16 protein-coding genes and 1 tRNA gene are annotated in these 17,843 nt (G+C 69.6%); 5 read left to right on the forward strand and 12 right to left on the reverse strand.

Annotated elements, in window-relative coordinates:
* Positions 1 to 30: 30 nt before the first annotated feature.
* The gene (gene prmC / locus ACIQTT_RS04155) at positions 31 to 891 is read right to left on the reverse strand and encodes a peptide chain release factor N(5)-glutamine methyltransferase (protein WP_402786391.1); all 861 of its coding nucleotides are present in this window, start codon (positions 889 to 891) and stop codon (positions 31 to 33) included.
* Positions 892 to 991: 100 nt separating this feature from the next.
* Here prmC and cysK point away from each other — a divergent pair, with 100 nt between their 5' ends.
* Both cysK and epsC read left to right on the forward strand, forming a co-directional pair.
* Positions 992 to 1,930 (forward strand): cysteine synthase A, encoded by a 939-nt coding sequence (gene cysK, locus ACIQTT_RS04160; protein WP_402786394.1) that lies wholly within the window; start codon positions 992 to 994, stop codon positions 1,928 to 1,930.
* A gap of 10 nt (positions 1,931 to 1,940) precedes the next feature.
* Positions 1,941 to 2,504 carry a serine O-acetyltransferase EpsC gene (epsC, locus tag ACIQTT_RS04165; RefSeq protein ID WP_402786397.1) on the forward strand — a complete coding sequence of 188 codons (564 nt, stop codon included), beginning with the start codon at positions 1,941 to 1,943 and terminating at the stop codon, positions 2,502 to 2,504.
* Positions 2,505 to 2,510: 6 nt separating this feature from the next.
* Here the strand turns inward: epsC and ACIQTT_RS04170 are convergent, their stop codons facing one another.
* The 6 genes from ACIQTT_RS04170 to lysA form a co-directional block, all read right to left on the reverse strand.
* A complete protein-coding gene (locus ACIQTT_RS04170) occupies positions 2,511 to 2,921 on the reverse strand; it encodes a hypothetical protein (protein ID WP_402786399.1) in 411 nt (136 codons plus the stop codon).
* Positions 2,922 to 2,953: 32 nt separating this feature from the next.
* The gene (gene prfA, locus ACIQTT_RS04175) at positions 2,954 to 4,033 is read right to left on the reverse strand and encodes a peptide chain release factor 1 (RefSeq protein ID WP_402786402.1); all 1,080 of its coding nucleotides are present in this window, start codon (positions 4,031 to 4,033) and stop codon (positions 2,954 to 2,956) included.
* A gap of 11 nt (positions 4,034 to 4,044) precedes the next feature.
* Positions 4,045 to 5,976, reverse strand: a complete 1,932-nt coding sequence (gene rho / locus ACIQTT_RS04180; RefSeq protein WP_402786405.1) for a transcription termination factor Rho — start codon at positions 5,974 to 5,976, stop codon at positions 4,045 to 4,047.
* A 168-nt stretch (positions 5,977 to 6,144) separates the two neighbouring features.
* The gene (thrB, locus tag ACIQTT_RS04185; protein WP_402786407.1) at positions 6,145 to 7,080 is read right to left on the reverse strand and encodes a homoserine kinase; all 936 of its coding nucleotides are present in this window, start codon (positions 7,078 to 7,080) and stop codon (positions 6,145 to 6,147) included.
* Complete coding sequence (locus ACIQTT_RS04190) at positions 7,077 to 8,381, reverse strand: homoserine dehydrogenase (protein WP_402786410.1); 1,305 nt, start codon at positions 8,379 to 8,381, stop codon at positions 7,077 to 7,079. The genes thrB and ACIQTT_RS04190 overlap by 4 nt, the downstream gene beginning before the upstream one ends.
* Before the next feature lie 21 nt (positions 8,382 to 8,402).
* Positions 8,403 to 9,821 (reverse strand): diaminopimelate decarboxylase, encoded by a 1,419-nt coding sequence (gene lysA, locus ACIQTT_RS04195; RefSeq protein WP_402786413.1) that lies wholly within the window; start codon positions 9,819 to 9,821, stop codon positions 8,403 to 8,405.
* 150 nt (positions 9,822 to 9,971) lie between these two features.
* Between lysA and ACIQTT_RS04200 the strand changes: the two genes are divergently transcribed.
* Positions 9,972 to 11,006 carry a YihY/virulence factor BrkB family protein gene (locus ACIQTT_RS04200; protein WP_402786416.1) on the forward strand — a complete coding sequence of 345 codons (1,035 nt, stop codon included), beginning with the start codon at positions 9,972 to 9,974 and terminating at the stop codon, positions 11,004 to 11,006.
* Between the two features lies 1 nt (position 11,007).
* On the opposite strand, the gene ACIQTT_RS04205 is transcribed toward ACIQTT_RS04200, so the two are convergent.
* Together ACIQTT_RS04205 and argS are read right to left on the reverse strand one after the other, a co-directional pair.
* The gene (locus ACIQTT_RS04205; RefSeq protein ID WP_402786419.1) at positions 11,008 to 11,859 is read right to left on the reverse strand and encodes a DUF2993 domain-containing protein; all 852 of its coding nucleotides are present in this window, start codon (positions 11,857 to 11,859) and stop codon (positions 11,008 to 11,010) included.
* Positions 11,860 to 11,899: 40 nt separating this feature from the next.
* Complete coding sequence (argS, locus tag ACIQTT_RS04210) at positions 11,900 to 13,564, reverse strand: arginine--tRNA ligase (RefSeq protein ID WP_402786422.1); 1,665 nt, start codon at positions 13,562 to 13,564, stop codon at positions 11,900 to 11,902.
* Between the two features lie 70 nt (positions 13,565 to 13,634).
* On the opposite strand from argS, the gene ACIQTT_RS04215 reads away from it, so the two are divergent.
* Together ACIQTT_RS04215 and ACIQTT_RS04220 are read left to right on the forward strand one after the other, a co-directional pair.
* A complete protein-coding gene (locus ACIQTT_RS04215) occupies positions 13,635 to 14,441 on the forward strand; it encodes an SGNH/GDSL hydrolase family protein (protein WP_402786425.1) in 807 nt (268 codons plus the stop codon).
* Between the two features lie 16 nt (positions 14,442 to 14,457).
* A tRNA-Arg gene (locus ACIQTT_RS04220) sits at positions 14,458 to 14,530 on the forward strand.
* 123 nt (positions 14,531 to 14,653) lie between these two features.
* On the opposite strand, the gene ACIQTT_RS04225 is transcribed toward ACIQTT_RS04220, so the two are convergent.
* The 3 genes from ACIQTT_RS04225 to ACIQTT_RS04235 all read right to left on the reverse strand — a co-directional run bounded on the left by ACIQTT_RS04225 (position 14,654) and on the right by ACIQTT_RS04235 (position 17,813).
* Positions 14,654 to 15,235 carry an ATP-binding protein gene (locus ACIQTT_RS04225; RefSeq protein ID WP_402786428.1) on the reverse strand — a complete coding sequence of 194 codons (582 nt, stop codon included), beginning with the start codon at positions 15,233 to 15,235 and terminating at the stop codon, positions 14,654 to 14,656.
* A gap of 182 nt (positions 15,236 to 15,417) precedes the next feature.
* Positions 15,418 to 17,442, reverse strand: a complete 2,025-nt coding sequence (locus ACIQTT_RS04230; RefSeq protein ID WP_402786431.1) for a heavy metal translocating P-type ATPase — start codon at positions 17,440 to 17,442, stop codon at positions 15,418 to 15,420.
* Complete coding sequence (locus tag ACIQTT_RS04235; RefSeq protein ID WP_402786434.1) at positions 17,439 to 17,813, reverse strand: ArsR/SmtB family transcription factor; 375 nt, start codon at positions 17,811 to 17,813, stop codon at positions 17,439 to 17,441. Before ACIQTT_RS04235 ends, ACIQTT_RS04230 begins: the two co-directional genes overlap by 4 nt.
* Positions 17,814 to 17,843 lie beyond the last annotated feature (30 nt).

Consider the following 17,843-nt stretch of genomic DNA (forward strand, 5'->3'; position numbering starts at 1 on the left):
GATTCTACGGGAGGCCGCCGAGAGAGCGGATCAGGGACGGATGGCCGTGGTGGCACGGTCCCGCAGGGTGAGGTCGCGGTGCGTTGCCGCGGCACGCCAGCCATCGCGCTCGAGGATGCCGCGGATGTCGGCACCCTGGAGTTCGCCGTGCTCGATCACCAACAGGCCACCGGGACGGAGCAGCCGCAGCGCATTGGTGCTGAGCGCGCGGACGAGATCGAGGCCGTCCTCCCCGCCGTACAGCGCCATCGCCGGATCGAAGAGGCGCACCTCGGGGTCGCGCGGGATCGCGGCGTCCGGCACGTACGGCGGGTTCGAGATGACGACGCTCGCGGCACCCGTGAGTTCGGGGAAGGCATCCGCCATGTCGGCGAGCACCAGCGTCAGGTTCTCGGCATCGGCGGTGTTGCGGCTCGCCCACACGTGCGCCTCGGGTGAGAGCTCGGCTGCGTAGATGCGCGCGTGCGGCACCTCGGTCGCCATCGCGAGCGCGATGGCCCCGCTGCCGGTGCCGAGATCGATGCCGATCGGCTGCGGATCGGGCGCGTGCAGGAGCGCGTCGATCGCGTGCTGCACCACCATCTCCGTCTCGGGTCGGGGCACGAAGACCCCAGGGCCCACGGCGAGCTCGAGATGCCGGAACGGCGCGGTACCGGTGATGTGCTGCAGGGGTTCCCTGGACTCCCGACGCGTCACGAGAGCAGCGAGCCGCTCGGCGTCCTCGGCGGTCATCGCGTCGCCGCGCACGACGGCCGCCTGCACCTCACCGCGACGCAGACCCCGCACGTGGCCGACCAGCAGCTCCGCGTCGACGAGGGGATCGGTCACGCCGGCATCGGCGAGGCGCTGAGCGGCCGCACGGACGAGTGCGGAGAAAGACGTGTCGGGCATGATCTCCAGCGTAGAGCGCCCGGCGGGTGTCACATTGCCCTCTCCCCCGTGCCCCTCCCATAGGCTGAGAGCGAAGCGACCCGCACAGGAAGGCTCCTCCATGCCCGGCATCCACTCCGACATCACGACCGCGTTCGGCAACACCCCGCTGGTCCGTCTGAACCGCGTCACCGAGGGCCTCGGCGCCACCGTCCTCGCGAAGCTCGAGTACTACAACCCCGCGTCGAGCGTGAAGGACCGCATCGGCATCGCGATGATCAACGCCGCCGAAGCATCCGGTGAACTGAAGCCGGGCGGAACGATCGTGGAGTCGACCAGCGGCAACACCGGTATCGCCCTGGCGATGGTCGGGGCAGCGCGAGGCTACAAGGTGATCCTCACCATGCCCGCGTCGATGTCGAAGGAGCGGCGTCTGCTGCTCAAGGCCTTCGGCGCCGAGATCGTGCTCACAGACCCCACCAAGGGCATGAGCGGCGCGATCGAGGTCACGAAGCAGATCGTGGACGACACCCCCGGTGCGATCTGGATCCGCCAGTTCGAGAACGCCGCCAACCCGCAGATCCACCGCGAGACCACCGCGCAGGAGATCCTCCGCGACACCGACGGCGACGTCGACATCTTCATCGCCGGCGTCGGCACCGGTGGCACCGTCACCGGAACCGGGCAGGCGCTCAAGGCGGCCAAGCCCGGAGTGCAGGTCATCGCCGTCGAGCCGAAGGACTCCCCCGTGCTCAGCGAGGGCCACCCCGGCCCGCACAAGATCCAGGGCATCGGACCGAACTTCGTTCCCGCGATCCTCGACCGTGACGTGCTGGACGAGGTGATCCCCGTCGAGTTCGACGACGCGATCCGCGTCGCCCGCGAAGTCATGTCGCAGGAGGGCCTTCTCGTCGGAATGTCGTCGGGGGCCGCTGTCTGGGCCGCCCTCCAGGTCGCCGCGCGCCCGGAGAACGCGGGCAAGACGATCGTCGTCATCATCCCCGACACCGGAGAGCGCTACCTGTCGACCGCGCTCTTCGAAGACCTGCGCGAGGACTGACACCCACCGCATGATCGGTCGAATGCGCGAGGACATCGCCGCAGCCCGTCTGCGCGACCCCGCGGCCCGGAGCGCCGCGGAGGTCGCCCTGCTGTACCCCGGACTCCATGCCATCTGGGCGCACCGCGTCTCGCATGCACTGTGGCGACGGCGTCTGCGCTTCCTCGCACGTGCGAACTCGCAGCTGGCCCGCTGGTTCACAGGGATCGAGATCCACCCGGGGGCGCGGATCGGCCGCCGTTTCTTCATCGACCACGGCATGGGCGTCGTGATCGGCGAGACCTCGGAGATCGGCGACGACGTGATGCTCTACCACGGGGTCACGCTCGGCGGGCGCTCGCGCTCGACCGGCAAGCGCCACCCCACGCTCGGCGACGGCGTCGCCGTCGGAGCCGGTGCGAAGATCCTCGGACCGGTGACGATCGGGGCGCACTCCTTCGTCGGAGCGAACGCCGTCGTCACCCGGGATGCACCCGCCGAGAGCGTCCTCGTCGGCGTCCCGGCGAAACCGCGTCAGCGCGCCGGTGGCGAGGATACGCGAGCGCTGCTCACCGTGCCGGACTACTCGATCTGAATCCGCTCAGCGTGCGCGCTTCTCGCGCGCGTCACCCACTCGGCGCTTCAGGAAGATCAGCGGCAGCAGCACGGTGCCCAGCGCGGTGATGAGCCAGACGATCACCGCACCGAGCAACCAGCCGGTCACATCGACGATGCGCAGACCGCCGATCGGGAGCAGCACGACGATGATCAGGGCGACCAGGGTCGAGAAGATGCCGATGCCGCCGAGCAGCACGGGCGCGTAGCGGTCGGCGATCTTGCTGATCCACGGCGACAGGATGCTCTGCAGCAGCGCGAAGATCAGGATGCAGAGCACGAAGCCCCACCACTTCGACCACTCGATCTGGAACCCGTCGAGCAGGAGATCGGCGACGATCAACCCGAGACCCGCGGAGACGATGTAGATGAGGGTGCGGAAGAAGAATGTGATCACGCGCCGAGCCTAGCGCTCCGGGTGCGTGCGGGTCAGGACTCGGTGCCGACGGCGGCGAGCCGCGCCTCTTCATCCGTCGTGATCGCCGACTCGATGATCGGTCCGAGCGCGCCGTCCATCACCTGGTCGAGGTTGTACGCCTTGAAACCCGTGCGGTGATCCGCGATGCGGTTCTCGGGGAAGTTGTAGGTGCGGATGCGCTCGGAGCGGTCCATACCGCGGATCTGCGAGCGTCGGGCATCGGATGCCGCCGCGTCGAGCTCCTCCTGCTGCTTCGCGAGCAGCCGCGCACGGAGCACGCGCATTCCCGCTTCGCGGTTCTGCAGCTGCGACTTCTCGTTCTGCATGGAGACGACGATGCCCGTCGGGACGTGCGTGATGCGCACCGCGGAGTCGGTGGTGTTGACCGACTGGCCGCCGGGGCCGGAAGAGCGGAAGACGTCGATCTTGAGATCGTTCTGGTTGATCTCGATCTCGTCCGGCTCGTCGACCTCGGGGAACACGAGCACCCCGGTGGTCGAGGTGTGGATGCGCCCCTGCGACTCGGTCGCCGGCACGCGCTGCACGCGGTGCACGCCGCCCTCGTACTTGAGGTGCGCCCAGACGCCCTGCGCCGGGTCGCTCGAGGAGCCCTTGATCGCGACCTGGACGTCCTTGTAGCCGCCGAGGTCGGACTCGTTGCGCTCGAGCAGTTCGGTCTTCCAGCCCATCGACGCCGCGTACTGCACGTACATGCGCAGCAGATCGGCGGCGAAGAGGGCGCTCTCGGCACCGCCCTCCCCCGCCTTGATCTCCATGATCACGTCACGGGCGTCATCCGGGTCGCGCGGGATGAGGAGTCGCCGGAGCTTCTCCTGAGCGGCCTGGAGTCCGGCCTCGAGTCCGGGGACCTCCGCCGCGAAGGCCTCGTCCTCCCGGGCGAGCTCGCGCGCGGCATCCAAGTCGTCGGATGCCGCGACCCACGTCTCGTACGCGGCGACGATCCTCGACAGCTCGGCGTAGCGGCGATTCACACGCTTGGCACGGGCGGCGTCGGCGTGCACCGCCGGGTCGGAGAGTTCCTCCTGGACCCGGCGGTGCTCGTCGATCAGAGCCTGGACGGACTCGAACACGGACGCTCCGCTCAGCGGATGTTGTTGTCGTGCGCGCCGGCAGGCAGGGTCGGGATCGACTTCTGCATCTGCACGAGGAACTCGACGTTCGACTGCGTCTCCTTGAGCTTTCCGAGTACGACCTCAAGGGCCTGCTGGGTGTCGAGGCCGGCGAGGGCGCGACGGAGCTTCCAGGTGATCTTGACCTCGTCGGAGGAGAGCAGCATCTCTTCGCGACGCGTGCTCGACGCGTTCACGTCGACGGCCGGGAAGATGCGCTTGTCTGCCAACGAGCGCGACAGGCGCAGTTCGCTGTTGCCGGTGCCCTTGAACTCCTCGAAGATGACCTCGTCCATCTTGGAGCCGGTCTCGACGAGAGCCGTGGCGAGGATCGTGAGCGATCCGCCATTCTCGATGTTGCGCGCGGCGCCGAAGAAGCGCTTCGGCGGGTAGAGCGCCGACGCGTCGACACCACCGGTGAGCACACGACCGGAGGCCGGAGCCGCGATGTTGTACGCGCGGCCGAGACGGGTGATCGAGTCGAGCAGCACGACGACGTCGCGCCCCAGCTCGACGAGGCGCTTCGCACGCTCGATGGCGAGCTCGGCGACCGTGGTGTGGTCCTCGGCGGGGCGGTCGAAGGTCGACGCGATGACCTCGCCCTTGACCGTGCGCTCCATATCGGTGACCTCTTCGGGGCGCTCATCGACGAGCACGACCATGAGGTGGACCTCGGGGTTGTTCTGCGCGATCGCGTTCGCGATCTGCTGCAGGACGATCGTCTTGCCGGCCTTGGGCGGAGCGACGATCAGGCCGCGCTGGCCCTTGCCGATCGGGGCCACGAGGTCGATGATCCGCTGCGTGAGCTTCTCGGGAGCCGTCTCGAGACGCAGGCGCTCCTGCGGGTAGAGCGGCGTGAGCTTGCCGAACTCGACGCGGGTCGCCGCGTCGTCGATCGACAGACCGTTGATCGAGTCGACCTTGACCAGGGCGTTGTACTTCTGGCGTCCCTGCTGGTCGCCCTCGCGAGGCTGCTTGATCGAACCGACGACCGCGTCGCCCTTGCGCAGGTTGTACTTCTTGACCTGGCCGAGCGAGACGTAGACGTCGCTGGGACCGGCGAGGTAGCCCGTCGTACGGACGAACGCGTAGTTGTCGAGGACGTCGAGGATGCCCGCGACCGGGATGAGGACGTCGTCCTCGCCGATCTCGGTGTCGAACTCGTCGGTCGGCGCTGCGCCGCGGCGCTTGTTGCGCTGACGGTTGCGACCGTTCCCGCCCTGCTCGTCGTCGCCTGCGGGCTGGGCCTGCGGCTCCTGCGTGGCGCCCGAGCCGTTCTGCCCGCGTCCGCGGTTGCGGCTGCGGTTGCGGCTCCGGCCACGACCGCCCTGCTCGTCCCCGTTGTCGCCACCGTCACCGGCGTTGTCCGCGGAGGGAGCGTTGTCGGCGGGAGCGGACTCGGCGGCGGGCGCATCTGCGACCGGCGCGTCGGACTCCGCGGCCTTCTTCGGAGCGCGGCGACCGCGGCCCGTGGTCTTGGGTGCGGCGTCGGCGGATGCATCCGCCGGAGCGGTGTCGGCGGGCTTCTCCGCCTGCTTCTCGTCGGCGGACTTCGACGGCGCTGCCTTCTCGGCCGACGTGTCGGCTGCGGGCTTCTCGCCGGCGGAGTCGGCGGCGGGAGCCTCGGCATCGGCCTTCTTGGCCCGGCTGCGGCGGGGCGCCTTGGACTTCGGAGCGTCCTCAGGGGCGTCGCCCGCGGCATCGGCCTTGGCCGGCGCCGTGTCGGCGGCCGGAGCGGACTCTGCCGCCTTCTCGGCCTTCGCCGCGGCGGTCGCCGTCGTCGCACGTCGCGGTGCGCGCTTGCGGGCGGGTGCCGCCGGGGCGGATGCGTCGGTGCCGGCGGCTGCCGGAGCATCGACGACCGGGGCGGCCTGATCGTTCTGGGTCTCGGAGAAGTTCTCCACGAGTACTCCCTCTATTTCTCGGGGGTAATGAGCGGTCCACACGCGCAACGGGTGCTGCGCGCGTTCGCACGGGCTGACGCTCGGCGCCAGCCGGCCTAGGCACTTGTGCCATGAGGTTGGACGTGCGGGTCTTGCAAGAGTTGCAATGGGGCCAGATTCACGAAGACGTTACGTGGAGCCCTCCGCTCGATCCCCCACTGTACCACCACGCACATCGACGGCGAGCAGGAGGGATTCCCACGGAGTGTCGGTCACTCGCCCGGCGAGTTCGACCGCGTCCTGACGGCTTCCCGGCCCGTCGGCGAGCACCAGGACGCTGGGTCCGGCACCGGAGACCACGGCAGCGAAACCCGCGGCGCGCAGCGCCTGCACGAGGCGCTGCGTCTCGGGCATCGCCTCGGCGCGGTAGTCCTGGTGGAGCCGGTCGGCGGTCGCGTCGAGGAGGAGCTCGGGGCTCTGCGTCAGCGCCGCGATCAGCAGCGCCGAACGCGACACGTTGAAGACGGCATCCGCGGTCGACACCTGCGGCGGCTGCAGAGAGCGCGCCTGCGACGTCGACATCGTGTACGCCGGCACGAGCACGAGCGGCGAGACGCCCCGGTGCACGAGCAGCTTCTTGTGCTGCGCGCCGCGCTCGCTCATCCACGCGATCGTCAGGCCGCCGAAGAGGGCGGGCGCGACGTTGTCGGGATGCCCCTCGAGCTCGGTTGCGAGTCGCAGCAGATCGGAGTCACCGATCTCGACGTCTCCGGCGAGGAGTCCCTTCGCGATCAGGACACCGGCGACGACGGCGGCACCGGAGGATCCGAGACCACGGCCGTGCGGCACGCCGTTCTCGGCGACGATCCGCAGGCCGGGCATCTCGCGCCCGGCGTCGGCGTAGACGTGCGCGACCGTGCGGACGATCAGGTTCGACGCGTCGCGCGGGATCTCCTCGGCACCCGAACCCGACACCTCGATGTCGAGTTCACCCGCCGGAATCTCGGTGACCACGAGGGAGTCGTAGACGCTGAGTGCGAGGCCGAGGGTGTCGAACCCCGGCCCGAGGTTCGCGCTCGTCGCGGGAACGCGGACCTCGATCGTGCGCCCTTCCGCCACCGTCACTCGCCTTCCACGCGGAGCACCGACACGACGCGCTCGACGACCGAGCTGTCGGCGAGTGCCGCAACCGCTGCGCTGAGCGACTGCTCGGCGGCGCGGTGCGTGCCGATGATGAGCCGGGCGGTGGGCTCTTCGTCGCCCTCGACCGTCTGGACGATCGTGGCGACGGAGACGCCGCCGTCGCTGAGCAGGCCGGCGACCGTGGCGAGCACGCCCGGGGCGTCGGCGACCTCGAGCGTGACCTGGTAGCGGGTCGTGACGTGCCCGATGGGCACGACCGGCAGATTCGCGCGCGTCGACTCGCCTACGCCCACGCCACCGGCGATGTGCCGACGAGCGGCCGAGACGACGTCGCCGAGCACGGCCGACGCGGTCTGGACCCCGCCGGCGCCCGCGCCGTAGAACATCAGGGAGCCGGCAGCCTCGGCCTCGACGAACACCGCGTTGTTGGCGCCGTGCACCGATGCGAGCGGGTGCGAGTGCGGCACCAGCGCCGGGTAGACGCGCACCGAGATCGATTCGGTTCCGTCGACGTCGAGGCGCTCGCACACGGCGAGCAGTTTGATCACGAAGCCGGCGGCGCGCGCCTCCTCGATCATCGAGGCGGTGACGGTGGTGATGCCCTCGCGGTAGACGGCGTCGAGCGGCACGGCCGTGTGGAACGCCAGGCTCGCGAGGATCGCGGCCTTCTGCGCCGCGTCGTAGCCCTCGACGTCGGCCGTGGGGTCGGCCTCCGCGTATCCGAGTCGCTGCGCGTCGGCGAGGACATCGGCGAAGTCGGCACCCTCGGTGTCCATGCGGTCGAGGATGTAGTTCGTCGTGCCGTTCACGATGCCCATGATGCGCACGATGCGGTCGCCGGCGAGCGAATCGCGCAGCGGGCGGATGATCGGGATGGCACCGGCCGCAGCGGCCTCGTAGTGCACGGAGGCCCCGACACGGTCGGCGGCCTCGAAGAGCTCGGGGCCGTGCGTGGCGAGGAGTGCCTTGTTGGCCGTGACCACATCGGCGCCCGAGCCGATCGCCTGCAGGATGCTCGTGCGCGCAGGCTCGATGCCGCCCATGAGTTCGATCACGATGTCGGATCCGAGGATCAATGACTCGGCATCCGTGGTGAAGAGCTCCCGGGGAAGGTCGACATCACGCGGGGCGTCGACATCGCGCACGGCGATGCCGGCGAGCTCCAGCGACGCTCCCGCGCGGTCGGCGAGCTCGTCACCGTGTCGCAGCAGGAGGTCGGCGACCTGGGATCCGACCGCTCCGGCGCCGAGAAGCGCCACTCGAAGTCGTCGGTACTCAGCCATTGTTGCTCCTTCGGAGGTGGGTCATTTCTCTCCCTCGGGGGCGTTCGCCCCGTCGATGCCCGCGTCACGGGAGAGGAGATCGTCGATGGTCTCACCGCGGACGATGACCCTCGAGCGACCGTCGCGCACGGCGACGACCGGCGGACGCGGAACATGGTTGTAGTTGCTCGACAGCGACACGCAGTACGCGCCCGTCGTCGGCACGGCGAGCAGGTCGCCCGGCACCAGGTCGGACGGCAGGTACTCGTGATCGACGACGATGTCGCCCGACTCGCAGTGCTTGCCGACGACGCGACTCAGCTGCGGTGCGCCGATACCGACCCGCGAGGCGATGCGCGCCGAGTACTGCGCTCCGTAGAGCGCCGGACGAGCGTTGTCGCTCATGCCGCCGTCCACGCTGATGTAGCGCCGAAGGGCACCGGATTCGATCATCACGTCCTTGGTCGTGCCGACCTCGTAGATCGTGACACCCGCGGTGCCGACGATCGCCCGGCCGGGCTCGAACGAGAGCGCGGGCACCGCGATGCCGCGCGCGGCGCAGCCCTCGGCGACGGCGGAGACGATCTCGCCGGCGAGGACGTCGATCGGAGTGGGGTCGTCGGTGCGCACGTAGGCGATGCCGAAGCCCCCGCCGAGATTCATCTGCGGAACGGGTCCGCCTTCGAGCAGCGCCGCATGCAGTTCGAGCACGCGCGAGGCGGACTCGCGGAACCCGGCGACACCGAAGATCTGCGACCCGATGTGGCAGTGCAGGCCGACGAAGTCGAGCCCGGGGATCTCGCGGATGCGCGCGACGGCGGCCTCGGCGTCCACGAGCGGGAATCCGAACTTCTGGTCTTCGTGCGCCGTGGCGAGGAAGTCATGGGTCTCGGCGTGCACTCCGCTGATCACGCGCACGAGCACGCGCTGCACCGCATCCATGCGGGCGGTGATGGCAGCGAGGCGCTCGATCTCGATCGCGCTGTCGACGATGATGCTGCCCACGCCGACCTCGACCGCTCGTTCGAGCTCGCGCGTCGACTTGTTGTTGCCGTGGAAACCGATGGATGCGGGGGCCACTCCCGCCGCCAGCGCGACCTCGAGCTCTCCCCCGGTGCACACGTCGACGCGGAGCCCCTCATCGACGACCCAGCGGGCGACGGTGGCGCTCAGGAACGCCTTGCCCGCGTAGTACACCTGCGCGACCGTGCCATGCTCCGAGGCCGCCTGATCGAAGGCCCGGCGGAACTCCCGTGCGCGGGCGCGCACCTCGTCCTCGTCGAGCACCAGCAGCGGGGTGCCATACGTGCGGGCGAGGGTCGCGGCATCCACCCCTGCGAGGGTCAGGACGCCGTCGGCGTCTCGGACGGCGCGTTCGGGCCAGACACCGGCCGCGAGATCATTCGCGTCATCGGGAACGGCGAGCCACTCGGGCGCGAGCGAATCGGCAGCGGGAAGCAAGGGACACCAATCGTGGAGCGGGACTCGGGCGGGAAGCGCACGACGAGACTGACCCCGATTCTAGGGCACGGCGCATGCCGCCCTAGCCATGGTGACGCCCGTCCCGCAACCCCTGTGACGGCGGTCGCCACCTGCTTCTAGGGTGAGAGCGTGGAAGCCGCGTCGAAGTCCGAAGCCCCCGCCCGCCCCGCGCCGATCCCGCGTGCCATCGCGGCGGTCACCCGTTGGGCGCTGATCCGCAAACCGGTTCGCGCCTTCCTCCTCTACAGCGAGCGACGCGGGGCGATGCTCGCGGACAGCGTCACTTATCGCGCCCTGTTCAGCGTCTTCGCCGGTGTGCTCCTGGGCTTCTCCATCGCCGCGCTCTGGCTCGCCGGCAACCCTCAGGCCTGGAACGCGATCATCGACGCGGTCCAGTCCGTGGTGCCCGGGCTGATCGGCGAGGACGGGGTGATCGACCCCGCCGACCTGCGGGAGCCGATCTCGTTCTCTCTCGCGGGCGCCATCTCGGCGGTCGCCCTGATTGGCGCCGCTCTCGGCGCCGTGGGCTCTCTGCGCACGGCCGTGCGTGTGATCGCCGGCACCGCGCAGAGCGACATCCTCTTCATCTGGGTCATGCTGCGCAACCTCGCACTCGCGATCGGCATCGGCGCAGCGTTCATCGCCGCCGCATTCCTCTCGATCGCCGGACGCATCGGCGTCGACTGGGTGACCGATCTGCTCGGCGTCTCCTCCGACTCGGCGCTGGCGGTCTGGGGGGTGCGGATCCTCTCGCTCGTGATCGTCTTCACCCTGAACACCGCGCTGCTCATCGCCGTGTTCCTCGTGCTCTCCGGGGTGCGTCCGTCGGCGCGTTCGCTCTGGAGCGGCGCGCTCCTCGGCGCGGTGGGACTGCTGATCCTGCAGGAGCTGTCGTCGCTGTTCGTCGGAGGAGCCACGAGCAATCCGCTTCTGGCGTCCTTCGCCTCGCTCCTCGCCCTGCTGATCTGGCTGAATCTGTCGGCTCAGGTCATGCTCATCTCCTGCGCCTACATCGTCACCGGCGAGGAGGAGAGGCGAGACCGCGTGCGTGCGCGATTCGGCGCGACGACGTTCCCCCAGCGCCGCGTTCAGCGGGCCGAGATCGACGTGCGGATCGCCACGGACGAACTGCACGCCGCGCAGGAAGCCGCGCGCGACGCCTGAGTCAGCGGGTCGGGCAGCTGCCCTTCTCGAGCAGGCTCTCGTCGGTGACGATGGCTCCGTCGACGTCGATGTCGATCACGGCGACCGATCCGTCGATCTCCAGCCCCGTGAGGGTGAGTCCCGCCGGGAGCTGATCAGCGATGCAGATCCGCTGGGGCTGGGTGAGATCCGCGCCGATCGAGCCCAGGTTCGATCCGACCTGCGAGGCGTCGATCTCGATCCCCCCGACGCTCAGCGACACCGGTGTGAGTTCGAGGTCGCCCTCGATCGCTCCGGGCGTGAGAGTGAGCGAGATCGGTACGGCCAGCCCCAGAACGGTGATCGATCCGCTGACGGTGGCGTTCGGTGCATCGAGGGCCACCGTGTCGACCGGCAGGTCGGTGGTCGCCAGCAGCGAAGTGAACTGATCCTCGTCGATGCGGATGGTGCCCGACGCGCTCGTGAGGTCTCCGCCGCGCAGCGGCACGCCCGTCGCGGTCACGTCGACCGCCCCGGTGATCCCTTCGAGGGTGACCGCGTCGGTCGACAGGTGCAGGCTGTCGAGACGACCACCGATCAGTTGCGGCAGCAGGATGCCGTCGGCCTCGACGTCGAGCTGCTGATCAGCAGGGAGGTCGAGCTGATCGACGACGAGCGAGCGCACGATCCCCGGGAGGATCGCACGGGCGACGAACTCCGCCGCGACCACGAGTCCCGCGAGCACGACGACGACGATGAGCACGACCCACGGCCAGCGCTGGCGACGCCTCGGGGCGCCAAGGGCGCCTACCTCGGTCCCGGCGTCCGGGAGGACGAGCGTGGGATGCTCGGCATCCGGCTCCGGGTACGGCAGCGTGCGGTTGTCGTCGCTCATGAGGTCATCCTGCCCTGGCTCGGTCGTGCGGAGGGGAGGATCACATGCGCTCCGGTGCGGTGACTCCCAGTAGGTCGAGCCCGTTGCGGAAGACCTGACCGGCGGCGTCGTTGAGCCAGAGCCGCGTGCGGTGCACGCTCTCGATCGGGTCGTCGCCCTGCGGGATCACCCGGCAGTTGTCGTACCAGCGGTGATAGAGCCCCGCGAGCTCCTCGAGGTAGCGGGCGACGCGGTGCGGCTCGCGCACCTCGGCCGCGAACGCCACGATGCGGGGGAACTCCTGGAGCGCACCGAGCAGCGCGGCCTCGGACTCGTGCGTCAGGGTCTCGGGGGCGAACTCGGAGCGGTCGACGCCCGAGTCGTTCGCGTTGCGACTGACGTTGTGCGTGCGGGCGTGCGCGTACTGCACATAGAAGACGGGGTTGTCGTTCGTGCGCTTCTGCAGCAGTTCGGGGTCGAGATCGAGCGGCGAGTCCGCGGGCGAGCGCTCGAGCGAATACCGCAGGGCGTCGGCGCCGAGCCACTCGAGCAGGTCGTCCATCTCGATGATGTTGCCGGCGCGCTTGCTGAGGCGGGCGCCGTTGATCGACACCATCTGCCCGATGAGCACCTGGACGTTGCGCTCCGGATCCTCGCCCGCCGCACCGGCGACCGCCTTGAGGCGGTGCACGTAACCGTGGTGGTCGGCGCCGAGGAGGTAGATCTTGTTCTCGAATCCGCGGTCGCCCTTGTTGAGGTAGTACGCGGCATCCGCGGCGAAGTAGGTGTACTCGCCGTTCGAGCGGCGGATCACCCGATCCTTATCGTCGCCGAAGTCGGTGGTGCGCACCCAGACGGCGCCGTCCTCGTCGAAGACATGGCCCTGCTCGCGCAGGCGCTCGACCGCCTGGTCGATCAGGCTCGTGCCCGACGCGTCCTTGGCGTGCAGGGTGCGCTCCGAGAACCACACGTCGAACGGCACGTTGAACCGGTCGAGCGAGCTCTTGATCTCGGCGAGCTGGTACTCGTATCCGAGGTCGCCGGCGACCGCGAGCTGCTCCTCGTCGGAGAGGTCGAGCAGATCCGGGCGCGTCTCCAGGATGCGACCGGCGAGCGCCGTGATGTACTCCCCCGGGTATCCGCCCTCGGGGGTCGGCTCGCCCTTCGCGGCGGCGACCAGCGACGATGCGAAGCGGTCCATCTGCGCGCCGGCGTCGTTGATGTAGTACTCCCGCACGGCGTGCGCGCCGCTGGCGAGGAGCAGGCGGACGATCGCATCACCGAGCGCCGCCCAGCGCGTGTGGGCGATGTGCAGCGGTCCGGTCGGGTTCGCCGAGACGAACTCGACGTTCACGCTCACGCCCTGCTGCGAGGTGTTCGTGCCGTAGGCGACGCCCGCGTCGACGATCGTCTTCGCCAGCGCGCCGGCGGCAGCGGCCTCGAGACGGATGTTGATGAATCCGGGGCCCGCGACCTCGGCGGTGGCGATGCCGTCGACCGAGACCAGACCGTCGGCGATCTGCTGTGCGAGTTCGCGCGGGTTCGTGCCGAACGGCTTGGCGAGGCGCATCGCGATGTTCGAGGCCCAGTCGCCGTGGTCGCGGTTGCGCGGGCGCTCCAGGACGATGTCGGATGCCGAGAGCCCGAGGGGCTCGCCGGGGCGTCGCTCGTCCGCGATCGGAGCGAGGACTGCGAGGAGGGCTTCGGCGAGCGTTTCAGGATTCATAGACCACCAAGTTTACGGCTCGGGACGGTGTCGAATTTGCGCAGACCGATCTGTGACTTACCCTCTTGCCATGACCGTCGCTCCCGCACGCCGCCGACTGCGTTTCGCCGGCGTCACCGCCGTGCTCGCCGTCGCCGTCGTCGCGGGCGTCCTCGGCGTCTGGCGCCCCTGGGCACCGCTCCCCTCGACCGCCCCCGTCGGCGCCGCGGAAGGCGAGCCCGCCGCCGCGATCGCACCGGCTCCGCTCGTCCTGCCGGAGCACCCGACCGTGCTCGTCTTCGGCGACTCCTGGACGTACGGCTCGGCCGCCACCGTCCCGACCGAGGGATACGCGTATCTCCTCGCCGATCTGCTCGACGGCGAGACGATCGTGAAGGGTGTGCGCGGCAGCGGCTATCTCAAGCCCGGACTCGACGGCCCCGCCTTCGGCGAGCGCATCGCGGCACTCGATCCCGCGCTGTCTCCCGACCTCGTGATCCTGCAGGGCTCGATCAACGACCGTGAGCAGGGCGCGGCCGGATACCGCGAGGCCGTGAACGCGGCCTGGGATGCGATGGCGGCGAAGTACCCCGAGGCGACGATCGTGATCCTCGGGCCCGCCCCGCACGAGCTCCCCGTCGGTGCCGGCACCGCGCGCATCGACGCCGACCTCGCGGATCTCGCCGCCGCCCGCGGCTGGTGGTACGTCTCCCCCGTCGCCGAGGACTGGATCACCGATCAGAACTACCTCGAGGTCATCGACGTCGAGGTGGGGCGCAAGCATCCGTCCTCCGCCGGGCACCGTTACCTCGCCGAACGCGTCGCCGCCGCGCTCGATGCGCTCAGCGGCGCGCCGGTCACGATCGCCGGCGAGTCGGAGACCACCCCCGAGCAGTGATATCGTCGTTCGGTACGCCTCCGTAGCTCAGTGGATAGAGCGCCGGTTTCCGGTACCGTAGGTCGCAGGTTCGACTCCTGTCGGGGGCACGTATACGTGAAGAAGGACCGTCCGTGAGGGCGGTCCTTCTTCGTTCCGATCGATTCCTAGCCGTCTGATGAGTTCTCTACCGGATCAGGCTCGCGCTCTTCGGCCAGATCCTCGCGGCGCAGTTACGTCGGGACGGACACGTCGGCGCCGCCTTCTTCCGTGATCCGCTGGCGCATCTGCACACGTTGGGGCGCTTCGATGAACCCTCCGGCGAACAGCGCTTGGCCCTGGCGGAAGCTCGGTGACACCCGGGCGATGTCTTCGGGCGCATAGCTGAGGGTCTTCAGGAGTTCGTCGAGGTCTGCCGACGAACTCATCCGCATGAGGGCGAGATTGTCGCACTGCGACAGGATGCGTGATGGACGCTGCGTCGACAGCAACAGCCACAACCCGTACTTTCGCCCTTCGGCCGCGATGCGGATGATCTGAGAGCGGATCTCGGGGGCGAGTTCGCTTTCCAGATCGGGAGCGCAGAAGTTGTGCGCCTCATCGATGACGATCATGATCGGTCGCCGTTCGTGACGCCGCGCCCACAGGTCCTCCAGGATCGAGAGCGCCACGACGAATGGCTCTTCCGGATGCTCGAACCCGCCGAGGTTCACGACCGTCGCATCCGGCCGCTCCGCGATGATCTCCGTCGCGGGCGTTCGGTCGTACGCCCAGATCCCCCATTCGAGGAGTCCGAGGTTCTCCACCCGCTGCATGAGCTCTCAGCTCGTCCGCATCCTGGGAGCGCTCGGCACCGCGTCGTTCGGGCTGGTGTTCGTCGCCCTGAAGGCTTTCGTGCACTGACCGCTGCATCACGCGCGGGGAAGGCCGACGTCGTGCGCGGGCGTCTAGGACGAGTGCGCCACGATCCGCGAGATGCTCGCGTTCCGTGGTCAGCTCACCGCGTCGGCCTTCGCGGATGACGCGCCTGCGGGCGGCGGGCGGCCCGCACACCGTTGAGGATCACGATGACCTCGGCCACCTCGTGGACGAGCACCACCCCGGCCAGACCGAGCACGCCGAAGAGAGCGAGGGGGAACAGTACGACGATGATCGCGAGCGCGAGAGCGATGTTGACGGTCATGATGCGACGTCCCCGGCGGGCGTGGGCGAGCGCGTCGGGGATGAGCCGGAGGTCGTTGCCCGTGAACGCGATATCGGCGGACTCGATGGCTGCGGCCGATCCGGTGACTCCCATGGCGATGCCCACCGTCGCGGTCGCGAGCGCGGGTGCGTCGTTGATGCCGTCGCCGACCATGGCGGTGGGCGCCTCGGAGATGAGCGCGGTGATCGTGGCGGCCTTGTCCGCCGGAAGCTGTTCCGCTCGAACGTCGGCGAGGCCGGCTTGCGCGGCGAGAGCATGCGCCGTGCGTGCGTCGTCGCCGGTGAGCATGACCGTGCGGATGCCCTGAGCGTCCAGCGACGAGATCGTCTCCGCCGCCTCGGGACGCAGTTCGTCGCGCACCCCGATGAGTCCGGTCACACGGCCATCGGTCTCGACGACCACGACGGTCATCCCCTGGCCGGTCATCTCGTCGGCTGCCCCCGCGAGATCGCCCAGCTCGGGCAGCCACCGTACGTTCCCGACCCGCACCGCCGTGGAGTCGACCCGACCGGTGAGCCCGTGCCCCGCTACTTCGACGACGTCGATCGCTGCGGGCACGTCGAACGCCGCGGCTGCGATGGCCGCCGCAAGCGGGTGCGTGCTCGTCTTCTCCAACGCGGCCGCGAACGCGAGGATCTCCCCCCGAGAGCGTCCACGACCGGTGGCCACGGCCACGACCTCCGGTTCGTTGCGGGTCAGGGTACCCGTCTTGTCGAAAGCGACGGTCCGAATGGTGCCGAACCGCTCGAACGCCTCACCGGATTTGATGACGACACCGAACTTCGACGCCGATCCGATGGCGCTGATCACCGTCACGGGCACGGCGATCGCCAACGCGCACGGCGATGCCGCGACGAGGACGACGAGCGCGCGCTCGATCCACAGCCCGGGATCACCGACGACGAAGCCGAAGGCGGCGACGAGCGCCGCGACGACGAGCACGGTCGGAACGAGCGGACGGGCGATCCGGTCGGCGAGGCGCGCACGCTCGCCCTTCCGGGCATGGGCCCGCTCGACCAGTTCGACGATCCGGGTGAGGGAGTTGTCACGTCCGTCGGCGGTCGCCTCGATGTGCAGTGTTCCGGATCCGTTCACCGCCCCGGCCGGCACCGCGTCCCCCTGTCCCACCCCGACGGGGATCGATTCGCCCGTGACGGCGGAGAGGTCGATGCCCGAGCGCCCGTCCACGACGACACCGTCGGTCGCGACCCGCTCCCCGGCCCCGACCACGAGGAGGTCGAGTCGACGAACCTCCGCGGCCGGGATCGTCACATCGCCGTGGAGGCGGGACACGCGCACGGTGTCGGGGATCAGCGACAGGAGCGCACGCAATCCCTCCTTCGCGCGATCCATGGCGCGGTCTTCGAGGGCTTCGGCGAGGGAGAAGAGGAACGCGAGGGCGGCTGCCTCGCCGACGTGGCCCAGCACGACCGCGCCGACCGCGGCGATGGTCATCAACAGACCGACGCCGAGGCGCCCGCGCATGAGCCGGCGGATGCTCCCGGGGACGAACGTGTAGGCCCCGGCCAGAAGAGCGATCCCCTGCAACAGGAGCGCCGGGATCGGGAACCCAGTCCATTCGAGGATGTAGCCGGCGAGCAGCGTCACGCCGGAGACGGCGGAGGGCAGCAGTGCGGTGTCGCGCCACAGAGTTGGGCGCGCGTCCTGCTCCGCCGCATCACCCGCGTCCGACGTGCCCGCGCAGATCTCCTCCGGCCCGCAGCAGGCATCGCCGGTCGTCAGCGGCCGACGCAGTTCGATCCGCCGGATCGTCTTCGTCGGGTGCGGCTCGTCGGGGCCGCAGCATTCCTCGCTCATCGGGTCTCCGTCGTGACGATCTCGACCGGAGAGCAGCACAGCGGCACGTCGCAATTCTCGTCGGTGCACGGTTCGCCGTCGTCGACCGCGAGCACGGTGTTCACCAGAAGGGTGATCGCCTTCGTCACGTGGGGGTCGGCGATCTCGTAGCGGGTCTGCCGTCCCTCCGGCGTCGCGACCACGATCCCGCATCCGCGAAGGCACGACAGGTGATTCGACACGTTCGTGCGCGAGAGGGCGAGCAACTCCGAGAGGCGTGCCGGATACGCGGGGCCGTCGAGAAGTTGCAGGAGTATCCGCGAACGCGTGGGGTCCGCCATCGCACGGCCCAGGCGGTTCATCACATCGATTCGGGAAGCAATGGTCAGCATACGCTGACTATACAGCGAGTGATGAACAGT

Source organism: Microbacterium sp. NPDC090225 (assembly GCF_044772365.1).
Taxonomy (GTDB): domain Bacteria; phylum Actinomycetota; class Actinomycetes; order Actinomycetales; family Microbacteriaceae; genus Microbacterium.

What these genes read in the sequence shown, in the direction of transcription:
- prmC (WP_402786391.1), bottom strand. Translation starts at nt 891, where the DNA reads ATGCCCGACACGTCTTTCTCCGCACTCGTCCGTGCGGCCGCTCAGCGC.
- cysK (WP_402786394.1), top strand. Translation starts at nt 992, where the DNA reads ATGCCCGGCATCCACTCCGACATCACGACCGCGTTCGGCAACACCCCG.
- epsC (WP_402786397.1), top strand. Translation starts at nt 1,941, where the DNA reads ATGATCGGTCGAATGCGCGAGGACATCGCCGCAGCCCGTCTGCGCGAC.
- ACIQTT_RS04190 (WP_402786410.1), bottom strand. Translation starts at nt 8,381, where the DNA reads ATGGCTGAGTACCGACGACTTCGAGTGGCGCTTCTCGGCGCCGGAGCG.
- ACIQTT_RS04205 (WP_402786419.1), bottom strand. Translation starts at nt 11,859, where the DNA reads ATGAGCGACGACAACCGCACGCTGCCGTACCCGGAGCCGGATGCCGAG.
- argS (WP_402786422.1), bottom strand. Translation starts at nt 13,564, where the DNA reads ATGAATCCTGAAACGCTCGCCGAAGCCCTCCTCGCAGTCCTCGCTCCG.
- ACIQTT_RS04215 (WP_402786425.1), top strand. Translation starts at nt 13,635, where the DNA reads ATGACCGTCGCTCCCGCACGCCGCCGACTGCGTTTCGCCGGCGTCACC.
- ACIQTT_RS04225 (WP_402786428.1), bottom strand. Translation starts at nt 15,235, where the DNA reads ATGCAGCGGGTGGAGAACCTCGGACTCCTCGAATGGGGGATCTGGGCG.
- ACIQTT_RS04230 (WP_402786431.1), bottom strand. Translation starts at nt 17,442, where the DNA reads ATGAGCGAGGAATGCTGCGGCCCCGACGAGCCGCACCCGACGAAGACG.
- ACIQTT_RS04235 (WP_402786434.1), bottom strand. Translation starts at nt 17,813, where the DNA reads ATGCTGACCATTGCTTCCCGAATCGATGTGATGAACCGCCTGGGCCGT.